The sequence below is a fragment of the Candidatus Poriferisodalis sp. genome (assembly GCF_965214215.1).
Classification (GTDB): Bacteria; Actinomycetota; Acidimicrobiia; order Acidimicrobiales; family Poriferisodalaceae; genus Poriferisodalis.
Genome location: NZ_CBDCBD010000002.1, coordinates 80,394 through 93,587 on the forward strand (window position 1 = coordinate 80,394; position 13,194 = coordinate 93,587).

The window sequence follows — 13,194 nt, forward strand, 5'->3', positions numbered from 1 at the left end:
CGCCGCTACAGCAGTTGAGGGTGATGTCGGGTTCATGCGGGTCTGCTTGGCGGCCGCCTTTCTGGGTTCGTCCATCGGTCCTGTCCCAAAACATCCATTGCAAACGTCCCAAAACATCCATTGAATTCTTCCCATAACGTCCATCGCCGCCTACGCTGGACTCCATGGCGCCCAGCGCAGCGGACGCGGTCAGCTATGTGCCCAGGGTGATCGACGCCGACATCGAGCGCTTCCTGCGCCTCGTGCCCACGGTCGTGATCGACGGCCCGCGCGGCTGCGGAAAGACCACCAGCGCGCGGCAGTTCTGCGCCAGCGAGGTCGCGCTCGACGAGATGCCCAACGCCCATCGTGCCGCGCAGATCGATCCCCGCTCGATTCTCGACGGCGACACGCCCCGGCTGATCGACGAGTGGCAGCTCGCTCCGGGCATCTGGAACGCTGTCAGACGCGCAAGCGACGACCGCCGCTCAACCGGTCAGTTCATCCTCACCGGCTCGGCCCTCCCCGCCGACGACATCACCCGCCACTCGGGGGCGGGACGCATCGGGCGGGTGCGCATGCGCCCGATGTCGCTGTACGAGCAAGGCGTCTCGGATAGCTCGGTCTCGCTCGGTGCCCTCATGGGCGGCGCCGCACCGAACGCCGTGGCGCCCGCCCATCCGCTCGACGACGTCGCCGAGTGGATCTGCAGGGGTGGATTCCCCCAGACGCTCGGCCTGTCCACCCAAGACGCCCAGCAGTTCCTGAGGCTGTATCTCGAGGAGATCAACCGAGCCGACATCGAACGCGTCGACGGCATCTCACGAGACCCCGCCCGCGTCAACAGGCTCATGCAGTCCCTGGCGCGTAACGTCTCCACCCGGGCCACGCTGCGCACACTGGCCCGCGACACCGGCGGCGCGCATCTCGATCCCAAGACCGTTACCAGCTACCTGTCCGCGCTTGAGCGCGTGTTCATCGTCGATGACGCCCCCGCGTGGTCGCCACGCCTCAGATCACGGACAACGCTGCGTGCCGCCCCTGTCCGACAACTCGCCGACCCCGCACTCGCGTGCGCGCTGCTGCGGACCGATCCCGAACGCCTGCTCGGCGACCTCGAAACGCTGGGCTTGCTGTTCGAATCCCTCGTGGTGCGCGACCTGCGCGTCTACTCAGGCCCCACACGGGCATGGGTTGGCCACTACCGCGACGAGACCGGCCTGGAAACCGACGCCATCGTCGAAGCGAGCGACGGCACCTGGGCAGCCTTCGAAGTCAAGCTCGGAGGCGAGGAAGCCGTCGACCGCGCCGCAGCCTCGCTGCTCAAGCTTGCCCAGCGCGTCGACCCTGCCGTCCGCAGCCGCAACCGCGCACTCGCAGTCATGACCGCCACCGGCGGATACGCCTACCAACGGCCCGACGGCGTCTCGGTCATCCCCATCACCACCCTCGGCCCCTGACAGCGAATACACCACGGTTTCCGGGAAAAGACAGTCAATTATCCACTTTGTGGACACTTGGTTGTCCATTTCTGCATGGCTTACCTGCGGCGCCACATCGACGAGCCGACCGTTTCGGCCCCGCAGATCCAGCCGCTTTAGCACCGCAGCGGGGGTACCTGCGCCTCTGTTCACCACTGCCATGAATTTGCAGCCTGCCACTCGCCCTTTCCGGCTTGTCGATCCTCTGCACTTACGCTGTGGGCATGCACCGCTATCTCCGAGCGCTGGCGGGATTGCTCGTCGGGGCTGTCGGTGCCGTGCTCCCCATCGCAGCAGCGACGGCAGCAGACGAAATCGCTGACGTCGGCATTTCGCGCTACGGGGGCGCCGATCGGTACGCCACCTCGCTGCTGGTGGCCGAGGCGGTGGCAGCCCATGCTGGAGGAAGCCTCGAGTGGGTGGTCTTGGTCTCAGGCCGAAACTGGACCGACGCAGTCGTCGCTGCGCCGCTCGCGGGGTCACTGGGCGCACCAGTCCTTGCGACGCCGCCGGGCGAGCTGCGCTCGGACGCCTCGGAGTTTCTGCGCCGCACAGGGGTGTCTCAGGCACTTGTCGTGGGCGCCGAGAGCGACGCTGAGGGGGTGGGGCCCACGGTCGTGGCAGGCCTCGAGGCCATCGGCATTTCTGTCGAGCGAGTAACGCGTGCAGACCAGTACGCCACTGGATTCGCAGCCGCCCATCGGACGGGCACACCGGGCCACATGGGCAATCTCGGCAGAACTGCTGTAGTGGCGAGCGGGGAGGTGTTTGCTGATGCGCTGGTGGCGGGCGCGTTCGCAGCTCGCGGTCCGCATCCCGTGCTGCTGACTCCTCGCAGCCGTTTGCACCAAGGCGTGGCCAGCTACCTCGTCGAACTCAACATCGAACATGTCGTGCTCATGGGCGGGACGGGCGCACTGCACCAGGCCGTCGAAGATTCGATCGTCGCACTTGGTATCGAAGTAACGAGGCTTGCGGGCAGTTCCCGTTACGACACGGCAGTCGAGGCGGCAAGGCTCGTCACAGGCGTCTATGGCGACGACTGCTTCACGAGCCGACGTATCGGCTTGGCGCGTGCCAGCATTCCGTTCGATTCCTTCAGCGCCGCCCCGCTGCTTGCCCGTCTGTGCGCTCCCCTGCTGCTCGCGGATCCGCGGTCTATCCCCCCAACCACAGCCGACTTCTTGAATCAGGCTCGAATTGCTACAGCCTCCGCGGGGCACAGCGAGGTCACGGTGCGTGTCTTCGGGGGCAACGCCGCAGTCTCCGATGCGGCCATTTCCAATTACCTCGCAAGCTCTTCAGGAACCATCAATCCGCTCGGCGCGGATGGGATCGCTACGGACACGAGCCACGGCGAGTCACAGCCTCAACAGCGTTGCGTGGATCAGCTCAGTGACGAACCGATCCAAGTTCTCGGAGGTGTCTACGCTCGGCAGGCAACCTGGTCGCCAGACTGCACCAAGATTGCATACCTCAGCTTGACCGATGAGCGCGTTGCGAGGCTCTTGATTTCGAATGTGGACGGAACCGACCCGGTTCAGCTCGTCGACGACGACGAGGCAGAACAACCCGCTTGGTCACCCGACGGAACCCGAATTGCCTTCGTCCGTCACGCCGGCAGACTTCACAACAGCGATCCGGTCACGCACATATTTGTCATTAACGCCGACGGATCGGGCGAGACGCAGCTGACCTCGGGCAACTTCCGCGATGTTTCCCCAACCTGGTCGCCCGACAGTCGGCAGATCGCCTTCGCCCGCCACAACCTCGAGTCGCCCGGAGTCCCGCAGAATCGCGAAGACCGGTATATCGCAGTCATGGACGCTGACGGCGGAAACATCAGAGCGTTGACTCCCGGCGGCACCGCAGAAGCGTCACCAGCGTGGTCACCCGACGGCTCAGCAATTGCGTATGACTCCGACGGCACGATGTGGATTATGGACACCGACGGCAGTAATCCGCGGCGTGTTCCGGTGGCGAATGCCAGACGGGGTTACTCCTGGTCTCCCGATGGGACCGCGATCGCGTACGTGTCTCGAGAGTGGATCGACGACCCCGACATCGAAGGCGGAGTCGGCGTTCAGAACGGGATCACCATCCTCAGCTTGGATGGCCGTTCGACCGCGCACGCCGTCGCGTACACCGGTCCGCTAGTCAGTGACACGTCCATGGGCACATTTACGATTGTCCGGGCGCCTCGGTGGGCACCGGACGGCAGAACCATCCTGTTCGAGCGCAACACGCACCAAGGCAATATGGCGAGGAGCTATGTGGTGCCCGTGCCAAATCTGGCGATCCTGCCGGTCGCCACAGATTGCCGACCGGTTGGCTCGCCCTACGAGAGTGTCGGGTTCCCGAGGCCCCGTGGTTTCCCCGCGACAGATGGGACGGTTCGCGTGGCGGTTCTGTTCATCGACTTCCCCGACGCTGAGGCGTCGCACAGCACCACGGAGGAACTGGAGCGAGGCGACCTCAAGACGACGCAGGAATTCATCGAGTCCATCAGCTACGGACGCTCGGACATCGAGTTCGTTCCGTTGCACCGGTGGCTTCGGGCACCTAACAGCGCGGAGGCATATCTCGCCCACGACGACTCGATCAAGGAATTCGAAATCGCCGAAATATCTGCGTCACTCGCCTCGGGCTATGTCGAGTTCGGCGAGATAGACGCCTTCATCACAGTCCTGCCGAGCAATCACTTCAGCGGAGCGCGAACAGCGGGGCATGCCTCGGTGGGAGCTGACGATGACCGGCGTATCGCTTCGGCCATCAACGTCTTCCCATCAGAGTCTGAGGGCGCGGCTTGGGGGCGCTATCTCGTCCCGCTGTCGCTTCAATGGTTCGGTGTGCCCTACCTCGGCGACTACGGCGCGCTGGGTGCGGCCGACAGCCAATTTGAACGACCAGTGCTGCCAACGGGGCAGCACTGGCACCAACTCCGGATCGGCACCCAGGGGCTGAACGCTTCGTTCCCGTCGCCGAGCACCGTCTTCTACGGAGACTTCTGGGAACCGCCAAGCTGGACGCGATGGCAACTCGACTGGATCGAACGCCCGCAGATGGTCTGCGTGAATCAACCCGAGGCAACCGTCGAGTTGAGCCCCCTCGCCGGCACTGGCGAGGGCACGGTCATGGCGGCTGTTCCGGCGGCCCACGACACCGTCATCGTCATCGAGAGCCGCCGCCGGATCGGCTATGACAGCCTCTCGCGTGCGCATCGCGATGCCGTCGCTGCCGGCCGCCTGCATCCCGATCTCGTGGGAGATCGTGTACTCGTCTACACAGTCGATCCGACGCTGCGAGGAGGCCGGCGACCCATCAAGTTCGCGACCGACAACGGGTTTGGCTTTCTTGAGCGGTACCCCTTCCTCGCCGTCGGCGAATCGTTGACCGTCGAGGGCCACCTCATCACGGTGACCGCCGACGACGGCGACACGCACACGGTCACCATTGTGAAATCAGGCTGATTAACTCACCGCCAGATCGCGTTGAAGGGACGACTGCGGCCACACCATGCACAAAAGCATGCGCGCATGGCAGTTGCCACTGTGACCTCGCCATTCACCGGCGTCACTAACGTGCCGCTGGTGATCAGCGCTGCGGAGCTTTCCTCGATCGAGACGGCCGTGGGCGAATTGAGTACCCGAATTTCGCAGGCGGCCGACGAGCTGATGGGCACGCCCCATGAGGATGTCGGTGTCGAGCTGTATGAGGTCGAGCGCTCGCTGCGTATGGCTCGACGACGATTGGCCCAGGCCACCGACGCTCTCCGCTGAACACTCCGCCGGCGGCCGTTGCAGGCGGCGTCTGCGAAGCGATCAGACGCGCTCAGCGATGGCGTCGGCGGTGGCGACGATCTTGCGGGCTCGGGTGAGGTGCGGCACGTCCACCATCTGACCCCTGTGGGCAAAGGCCATGCGGCCGGCGGCCTCTGCGTCGGCGAATGCTTCGAGCAGCTCTTGAGCATCGGCCAACTCGGCGTCACTGGGCGTGAACGCGGCGTTGACAATGTCGATCTGGGCGGGATGGATGGTGATCTTGCCGGTGAAGCCCATCGCCGCGGAGGTCGCGCACTCGGCGGCGAGCCCATCGTCGTCACGAAAATCCACGAATACTGTGTCGAGCGGCTGCTTGTTCCACGCCGTGGCCCCCACCAGGCACATCACCCGGGCGTATTCGAACACCGGCAGGTAAGCGCCTGTGGCATCCCGATTGGCCTTGGAGCCCATAGCAGCGGAGAGATCCTCGGCACCCCAGCTCAGCGCATCCACCCGGTCGTGCTGGGCGAGTTCGCCGATATTCAACAGCCCCTGCGGCGTCTCGGTTCCCAACACCAACAGCACCACTCCGCCGCGTGGGTGGCCGTGCTCGGTTTCCCAGCGGGTGACCATCGCGTCGAGTTGGACGACCTCTGCCGCGTTGTTCACCTTGGGCACCAAGTAGGCGTCGGGCGGGGACACCATCGTCTCGGCGATGTCGTCAACGCACCAGGGACTGTCGAGCGGGTTGATCCGCACGACACGTTCCTTCGCACCGAAGTCGACGTCGCCGAGCCAGCCCGAAACAGTTGCTCGGGCACTGTCCTTGTTGTCGGGCGTGACGGCATCCTCCAGGTCGAGCACCAGGCTGTCGGCATCGGTGGCAAGCGACTTGCCGAGCATTCGCTCATTGGCGCCGGGCACGAAATGCGACGACCGCCGCACAGTGGTGTCGCCAGTGTTCGGTGACTGCGTCATTCGCTCAACCCTCCTGGATCTCGCAGTGTTGTTGCGGCCGGGGCCAGTGCAGGGTCAGGCCGCGAAGGCGCTCGGGCAGAAGTCGTTCAGCACGCAATCATCGCAGGCTGGCTTGCGAGACGAACACACCCGGCGCCCGTGCAGGATCAGTCGCAGGCTGAAGTCGCCCCGTTCGTACTGGGGAATCATCGGGTTCAGTGCCAGCTCTACCTTGACCGGGTCTTCTTCATCGGTAATGCCGAGGCGCCGCACCAAGCGGCCGACGTGGGTGTCGACGGGCAATCCGGGCAGGTCGAACGCCACCGAACGGATCACATTGGCAGTCTTGCGGCCGACGCCGGGCAGCTTCACCAAGTCCTTCAGATTCGTCGGCACCTCGCCGCCGTGGTCGGCAAGCAAGTGGCGTGCCATGCCCTGCAGGTTGCGGGCTTTGCTGCGAAAGAAGCCGGTGGGGTGCACCAGTTCCTCGAGATCGGCGAGATCGGCCGATGCGAGTGCTTCGGCGTCGGGATACTTCGCGAACACGCCGGGAACGGTGGCATTGACGCGGGCATCGGTGCACTGCGCGGACAAGATCGTTGCGACCAGCAACTCGAACGGGTTGCGGTGCTCCAGCTCGCAGACGGCCTCGTACTCGTCTTTGAGCCGTTCATGCGTCCGCTGGGCGCGTCCCTTCGGCGATCGAGGCCTGGCCATGGCGAGTGTCTAGCGCTCCGCCCGAGCGCGTGCGCCGCGCGCAGGTCGGCTGCCCTTGCGAATCGATACCAGCTTGTCGGCACGCAATTGGCCGCAGGCGGCGTCGATCGACGTTCCCCGGTTGACTCGCACGGTGGCGTTGACACCATGGGATGCGAGCTCGGCGGCAAAGTGTTCGATTCGCTCTCGCGGCGTCGGTTGGTGGACATATCCGGGCGTGGGATTGAGTGGGATGAGGTTGACGTGAGCCGCCAGCGGCCGGGCAAAGGCAGCCAGCTCCGCTGCGTCCCGATCGCTGTCGTTGACGCCCCCGATCATCGCCCATTCGAGGCTGATGCGCCGTCGCTTGGCGCGGCGATAGTCCGCAAGTGCGCGCGCCAGATCTCGCAGCGGGTACGTGCGATTGATCGGTGCGACACGGTTTCGCAGGCGATCGTTCGCCGCATGCAGCGAGACCGCAAGATTGACCGGCAGACCCGCCGCTGCTAAGCGCGCAATGCCCGGAACGACGCCGACGGTCGACACCGTGATATGCCGCGCTCCGATGCCCATGTCGTCGTGGAAGCGTTCCACCGCCGCCCACACCGCGTCGTAGTTGGCGAGTGGCTCGCCCATGCCCATGAACACGATGTTGACGGCTCTGCCGGGGGCGGCGTCGCTGTTGACGGCTCTGCCGGGGGCGGCCCGATCTGTGGAGCTGGCTTCCTGCAGTGTGCCAAGAACTTGTTCGACGATTTCGCCAACGCGCAGGTTCCGGTCGAAGCCCACCTGCCCGGTCGCGCAGAAACTGCACCCCATCGCGCAGCCCGCCTGGCTGCTGATGCACAGCGTGGTGCGATCGCGGTAGCGCATCAGCACCGACTCGACCAGGTGACCGTCACGCAGCGACCACAGGTGTTTCGTCGTGGTTCCCCGATCGGCCGACTGCGTACGGACGAGCGTCAAAGCCGGCGGCAGCAGTTCGCCGATAGCGCGGCGCAGGCTTTTGGGGACATTGGTGATCTCGGCCAGCGGTCGGCGTTGGACGTACAAGCCCTCCCACACCTGGTCCAGCCGGTACGCGGGCTCGCCCTCTAACAGCTCTCCGAAGTCTGCACGGCTGAGGTCTCCGAGCGAAGGGTCAGCGCCCAGATCTGCCACGTCCGCTCGATTCCCTACGAGCTCAGCGGGCAAGTGCCGGTGAACAGCCGACGAACCACGGCCACCTCCAAGCCGAGATCGAGGTACAGCGTGACCGCGGGCGTGTTATGGGCGTCGACATAGAGCATCGCTCGCGTCAGGCCCGCATCTGCAAGGTGTTCGTAGCCCGCCAGCGTGAGGGCCCGGCCGAGACCCCGACCGTGATATTGGGGGTCGACCGCGATGACGTACACCTCGCCGACTGGCGGGTCGTCATCCGCGTGCACCTTGGTCCAGCAGTAGGCGGCGATCCCGCCGTCGATCTCGTAGACCCGGAAGCCGTCGGCGTCGAACCATGGCTCGGCCTGGCGCTCGGCAACCTGGGCAAGAGTCCATCCGCCCTGCTCGCGGTGCCAGGAGAACGCACGGTTGTTGACCTCGACCCAGGCCTGCTCGTCCTGGCCCACCACGAACGAGCGCGTCTCGATGCCGCTGGGCTGATCCATCGGCAAGGACCGCTCCATGCGATAGAGGTCGCGCTCGACTGTCAGTCCGAGCTCGGCAAGCCCGCGCCCGAGTTCGGTCTCGGTCGGCGCAGAGTCTCCGCCGGCTGGCTCGCCGTGATCGGGATGATCGATCCAGACAGACACGGGCCCGACGACATCAGTGAGATGCAGGCGCAATGCCTCAACCAGCGCACCCGAAGGCCATTTTGAGGCATCGGACTCCGCGACCGCACCGTGCTGGTCTGTGCCGATCGAGATGACGGGATCGACACTCACCGGCAAGAGGCTAATGCTGCACCGGCTCCGCCATCAGGCCGCCGTGACTGTCGCAGAGGCTGCGCCGCCGGGGGCGTGCGGACGCAGGTGCCACACTTGTCCGGTGAATCAGATGCGGTGGCTCAACCGCAGCCAGCCCCAGACGCTCTTTAGCGCAGTGCTGCTTTGCTATTTCTCCGCCGCGCTGCTGCTGTTGTTCGGGACTCGCATCGATTCGCAGCTCGCGCGCGACGTCTTCGAGGGCATCGTCTCGCTCTTTGCCAACGACCGCACTGCAGACGATCTGGGCAACAGCATCGTGCCCCCAGCCCTCACCGTCCTGCTCGGCGGCGCCTACGTCGGAGGCGCCTTGGGGACGTCCAACGAGCGCCGTTGGGGCCACTGGCTGTGCACCGCGGCAGCTATCTACGCAGTCCTGGCGACCTTGTGGTGGGGTGCGAGCATGAACTTCCAGCTGGGCGTGATCTTGCGCCTGATGTTCGATGGGTTGTTGCTGGTGCTGCTGTTCCATCCGATAAGCCGCAGTCACCGCCGCGTCTGGTTCCAGTGACCTGGCGCCTGCGCCGGCGGACACACTCTGCGCTGCCCAGCCCCGCAGAGAAGGCTCGGGCCGTGGAGGAGATGTTCGACGAGATCGCGCCCCGCTACGACTTGCTGAACCGGCTGCTGACGTTCCGCCTCGACACACGGTGGCGTCGCCGCGCCGTGGCGGCGCTCGGATTGCAGCCGGGCGAGACAGTCATCGACGTGGCCTGCGGCACCGGCGACCTGTGCAACGAGATCGAATCGGCAGGGCTGCGTCCCATCGGCGTGGACTTCTCCGCAGGCATGCTTGCGGCGGCTACCACCGGTGCCCCGCTGCTGCGATCAGATGCGCTCAGCCTCGGCGTGCGCGACGCTTCGCTCGACGGCGCCACGTGCGGCTTTGCGTTGCGGAACTTCGCCAGCCTCGGGCCGTTCTTCGCTGAGCTGTTCCGCGTGCTGCGGCCCGGCGCCCGGGTCGCGCTTCTCGAGGTCGCCGAACCTGCCAACCCGCTGCTGCGCTTCGGTCACCAGATGTACTTCGGCAAGGTGGTACCAGCAGTCGGCAGCCTGCTCAGCAGCCGGTCTGCGTACCGTTACCTGCCCGAGTCGGTGGCCTATCTGCCCGAGGTACCGGTGCTGTTGGCCCAGCTCGCGGAGGCAGGATTTCTCCACGTGGACCGGGAGGCGCTGAGCGGCGGCATTGCTCAGCTCATCACCGCAACGCGGGCCGGCTGAGCTCGCAGGCGAGTAGCCACAGATGCCATAGCTGAGGAGGCGGCAGGAGACTCTGCGACGTTGCGACCTGCTGGATCGCTGCAGCAGAGGTTCTTGCCGCCTCCTCAGCGGGCGTACCTACCCGCTCAGTGCCCTGGCAAGATCCGGCACGACTTCGGCCTCGGGGAGCTCCGCCAGCGAAGCGGGCGGGCACAAGATCTTGCAGTCGCGAGAGCCTCCGCCCACGATGACTTCATCGCAGTCCATCACCCGGCTGTCGATCCACACCGGAATGTCTGCGGGCAACCCGAAGGGCGTGACGCCGCCGATCAACATCCCGGTGCGCGCAATGGTCTCGTCGGCGTCGGCGAACGATGCCTTGCGCGTGCCGAGCCTTCGCCGCACCACACCGTTCACATCGAGCCGCGTCGACGCCAGAACGACGCAGCACGCCATTGGCCGCTCGGCCGACTTGCCCACAACGCAGATGGCATTGGCCGACGCATCCATCGAATAGCCGTAGCGCTCGCAGAATTGCGCTGTGTCGGCGAAGTCGGGATCGCACTCGACCACTTCGTACTCCACGCCGAGCGCAACCAGATGATCCATGACCGCCCTCGAGCTCGCTTGTGTGCTCATCGGGACATCATGGCGGATCACGCCGGCTCGTTGACGGGGCGCTGCAGGCCGAGATTCAGGCACCCAGCGCCAAACCAACGGTGAGCAGCGCACCCACGACGATCTGCAGGCGACCGGTGCCAACCAGCACGCCCACCAGTGCGGGGCCGGTTGCCCCGCGCAGCACCGCTCGAACGGGCGCTATCGCCACCACCGCAGCGGCGACGCCCAGGATTGCCCACGGCCGCAGCAAGGTGAGGTACAGCGGCGAGAACACCACCAGGAACACCACCACGACGTACATCGCCCGCGTCGGTCGATCCCCCACTCGCACCGCCAGGGTCCGCTTGCCTGCCTGCTCATCGGTGGGCAGATCGCGCAGGTTGTTCGAGATGAGCAGCGCCACTGAGCCCAAGCCCACAGGTACCGAGGCCGCAATGCCCAACACAGTCAACCGGGCGTCTTGGACGAACGCCGAACCTGCCGTTGCCACCAACCCGAAGAAGACGAACACGAACAGCTCGCCGAGACCCCGGTAGCCGTATGGGCGCCTGCCGCCGGTGTAGTACCAGGCGGCGAGCATCGATGCCCCGCCGGCTACCACAAGCCACCAAGAAACCGCGGCAGCCACCACCAGGCCGAATACTGCAGCAACCCCGAAGGCTGCGAATGCCGCTGTTCGCACCGCAGCCGGAGTCGCAGCTCCTGAGGCCACCAGACGCTGGGGTCCCACCCGGGCCGCATCGGTACCCCGGACTCCGTCGCTGTAATCGTTGGCGTAGTTGACGGCGATCTGAATGCACAACGACACGATCAGCGCGAAGGCGGCTCGCCACCACACGATCGCTCCGTCAGCCGCCGCATCCGAAGCCGCCGTCCCGACAAAGGGAGGCACCAGCGAGGCCGGCCAGGTGCGAGGCCGAGATCCGGCCAGCCACGTGCGCACGCCGGTCATTGCTGCGGCGAGCCCAAAGGACCGGTGATGCGGGTGATTGCGAAAGACTGGGTGCCTGTTGCCAGCAGTCCCCCATCGGCGGCATAGATGCGAACGATGCCGTTGCCGATGGCGTTGTGCACGGCGTCGGATTCGATGTCCAACAGCACCCAATCACTCTCGGCTTCACCAGAGATTCGCACGGTGTTGTCGAGGCTGGATCCCCTGAAACCAGCATCGAGGCTGACGCGCATCCCGCTCGGCAGCAGGTCGGCCAGCGCCGTCAGGCCCGGACCCGTCGATGCGAGCGTGCCGTCGAGGCGAGCCCAGTAGCGAACGTGGCGCTCGCCCGGCTGCTGGCCGGCGAGCCGGATGTCAGCTTGGTCGGTGAACGAATCGCCGGTGATCGAGGTCGGTCCACGTGGCTCGCACCGCTCGGGCGGCGGCACTTGTGGCGCAGTCGCCCACGTCTGGTCGATTCCCAGCTGCCGACCTCCGAGCGAAACGAGCGCACGGAGAATGATGCGGCCGTCGGCGGCATCGGTGATCTCCGCGGACGCCTGAGTCATGCGGTTGCCGCTGGCGCCGATGTCGAGGGCGATGGCCGCGCAGCCGCCGACCGGCAGCCGTGCCAGGTACTGGGCCGATGCAGCAGCCATCGGCCGGCCCGTGACGCTCTCGAGGGCCGCCACTGCGGCGGCGAGCGCGCACCCGCCATGCATCGTTCCGGTGGCCCCTGCCACCTCATAGGTGACCGGCAGCAACCAGCGCAGTTCGGCGGCCGTCGATTGCAAGCCGAAGAACTGCGTGACGTCGGCCAGATGCGGGTCTTGGGGCGCCGCATCGGATGCGGCGGGGGCCACCTCGTTCACGGTCTCGAAAGCTAGGCGCGCGAGCTTGGTGGCTGAGGCTGGGAACGGACTGGTGGCATCTGATGACGGAACGAACGAGTCCCCAGCTACGACGTGTGTGCCTGTGCGCGCTGTGGTCAGCCCGCTGCGGCCGCCCAGGGCGCGGATTCCTCGGCCCGGTAGTGGTCGGGGCGAATGCCGAAGGCCTCGATCATGCGGTGCCAGCCGCTCGCCGAAGCGAGCAGCGCGCCCAAACGCAGAATTTGCTGCTCATTGAAGTGGTCTGCGAGCCGGTCGTACAGCTCGGGCGGGATCACGCCCTTGTGCTCATAGCCCGAGAGACGATCGCACAACGCCAAGGCCGCCTTCCACGACTCGGGCAGGTCCGACGCCTCGTAGTCGGTCAATTGGGCGATGACTTCGTCGGTCAGTCCGGTGCGCACCAACGATGCGCTCTTGACCAGGCTTCAGTGGAAGCACTCGTTGCGGTTGGCCATGCGGATGCGGCACAGCTCGATCATGTGCCGGTCGAGCGCACCAAGATCCTCGTCGAGATGGCCGCCGTAGACGGCCCCGACCCAGCCGAGGAACAGATCGATAGTGGTCTCGTCCGCGGCGAGCGTCCGGAACAGGTTGTCGTCGGTGTAGGCCTTTGCGTACCAGGTGTCCAAGCGGCGTTGCTGCTTGTCGTCCAGTTCGATCACCTTCGGCAAGTAGCCGTGCTCGTTCGCCATGACTCCCCCTCGACGGCCGCGG

14 protein-coding genes are annotated in these 13,194 nt (G+C 65.9%); 5 read left to right on the top strand and 9 right to left on the bottom strand.

Annotated elements, in window-relative coordinates; all coding sequences use genetic code 11:
- Positions 1 to 164: 164 nt before the first annotated feature.
- The 3 genes from ACOOF5_RS00615 to ACOOF5_RS00625 all read left to right on the top strand — a co-directional run bounded on the left by ACOOF5_RS00615 (position 165) and on the right by ACOOF5_RS00625 (position 5,239).
- On the top strand, positions 165 to 1,439 hold the full coding sequence (locus ACOOF5_RS00615; protein ID WP_420435574.1) for an ATP-binding protein: 1,275 nt from the start codon (positions 165 to 167) through the stop codon (positions 1,437 to 1,439).
- Positions 1,440 to 1,684: 245 nt separating this feature from the next.
- Positions 1,685 to 4,930, top strand: coding sequence for a cell wall-binding repeat-containing protein (locus ACOOF5_RS00620; RefSeq protein WP_420435576.1), 3,246 nt, complete (start codon positions 1,685 to 1,687; stop codon positions 4,928 to 4,930).
- Between the two features lie 66 nt (positions 4,931 to 4,996).
- The gene (locus ACOOF5_RS00625) at positions 4,997 to 5,239 is read left to right on the top strand and encodes a hypothetical protein (RefSeq protein WP_420435578.1); all 243 of its coding nucleotides are present in this window, start codon (positions 4,997 to 4,999) and stop codon (positions 5,237 to 5,239) included.
- A 42-nt stretch (positions 5,240 to 5,281) separates the two neighbouring features.
- On the opposite strand, the gene ACOOF5_RS00630 is transcribed toward ACOOF5_RS00625, so the two are convergent.
- Genes ACOOF5_RS00630 through mshD form a run of 4 tightly spaced genes read right to left on the bottom strand, consistent with a single transcriptional unit; the run spans position 5,282 to position 8,796 of the window.
- On the bottom strand, positions 5,282 to 6,199 hold the full coding sequence (locus ACOOF5_RS00630) for an HpcH/HpaI aldolase/citrate lyase family protein (protein ID WP_420435580.1): 918 nt from the start codon (positions 6,197 to 6,199) through the stop codon (positions 5,282 to 5,284).
- 54 nt (positions 6,200 to 6,253) lie between these two features.
- Complete coding sequence (gene nth / locus ACOOF5_RS00635) at positions 6,254 to 6,895, bottom strand: endonuclease III (protein WP_419838652.1); 642 nt, start codon at positions 6,893 to 6,895, stop codon at positions 6,254 to 6,256.
- Positions 6,896 to 6,904: 9 nt separating this feature from the next.
- Complete coding sequence (rlmN, locus tag ACOOF5_RS00640) at positions 6,905 to 8,035, bottom strand: 23S rRNA (adenine(2503)-C(2))-methyltransferase RlmN (RefSeq protein WP_420435583.1); 1,131 nt, start codon at positions 8,033 to 8,035, stop codon at positions 6,905 to 6,907.
- Between the two features lie 14 nt (positions 8,036 to 8,049).
- Complete coding sequence (mshD, locus tag ACOOF5_RS00645) at positions 8,050 to 8,796, bottom strand: mycothiol synthase (protein ID WP_420435585.1); 747 nt, start codon at positions 8,794 to 8,796, stop codon at positions 8,050 to 8,052.
- 103 nt (positions 8,797 to 8,899) lie between these two features.
- Between mshD and ACOOF5_RS00650 the strand changes: the two genes are divergently transcribed.
- Positions 8,900 to 9,346: a hypothetical protein gene (locus ACOOF5_RS00650; protein WP_420435587.1), complete on the top strand. Its 447-nt coding sequence runs from the start codon at positions 8,900 to 8,902 to the stop codon at positions 9,344 to 9,346.
- A 62-nt stretch (positions 9,347 to 9,408) separates the two neighbouring features.
- Entirely contained in the window at positions 9,409 to 10,056 is a 648-nt protein-coding gene (locus ACOOF5_RS00655; protein ID WP_420435589.1) for a ubiquinone/menaquinone biosynthesis methyltransferase, read from the top strand.
- Between the two features lie 117 nt (positions 10,057 to 10,173).
- On the opposite strand, the gene ACOOF5_RS00660 is transcribed toward ACOOF5_RS00655, so the two are convergent.
- The 5 genes from ACOOF5_RS00660 to ACOOF5_RS00680 all read right to left on the bottom strand — a co-directional run bounded on the left by ACOOF5_RS00660 (position 10,174) and on the right by ACOOF5_RS00680 (position 13,172).
- Positions 10,174 to 10,674 carry a YbaK/EbsC family protein gene (locus ACOOF5_RS00660; protein WP_420435591.1) on the bottom strand — a complete coding sequence of 167 codons (501 nt, stop codon included), beginning with the start codon at positions 10,672 to 10,674 and terminating at the stop codon, positions 10,174 to 10,176.
- A 55-nt stretch (positions 10,675 to 10,729) separates the two neighbouring features.
- Positions 10,730 to 11,608: a 1,4-dihydroxy-2-naphthoate polyprenyltransferase gene (locus tag ACOOF5_RS00665; protein WP_420435593.1), complete on the bottom strand. Its 879-nt coding sequence runs from the start codon at positions 11,606 to 11,608 to the stop codon at positions 10,730 to 10,732.
- Positions 11,605 to 12,459 carry an acyl-CoA thioesterase gene (locus tag ACOOF5_RS00670; protein WP_420435595.1) on the bottom strand — a complete coding sequence of 285 codons (855 nt, stop codon included), beginning with the start codon at positions 12,457 to 12,459 and terminating at the stop codon, positions 11,605 to 11,607. The genes ACOOF5_RS00665 and ACOOF5_RS00670 overlap by 4 nt, the downstream gene beginning before the upstream one ends.
- A gap of 116 nt (positions 12,460 to 12,575) precedes the next feature.
- Positions 12,576 to 12,881: a carboxymuconolactone decarboxylase family protein gene (locus ACOOF5_RS00675; RefSeq protein ID WP_420435597.1), complete on the bottom strand. Its 306-nt coding sequence runs from the start codon at positions 12,879 to 12,881 to the stop codon at positions 12,576 to 12,578.
- Between the two features lie 24 nt (positions 12,882 to 12,905).
- Positions 12,906 to 13,172 carry a hypothetical protein gene (locus ACOOF5_RS00680; protein ID WP_420435599.1) on the bottom strand — a complete coding sequence of 89 codons (267 nt, stop codon included), beginning with the start codon at positions 13,170 to 13,172 and terminating at the stop codon, positions 12,906 to 12,908.
- Positions 13,173 to 13,194 lie beyond the last annotated feature (22 nt).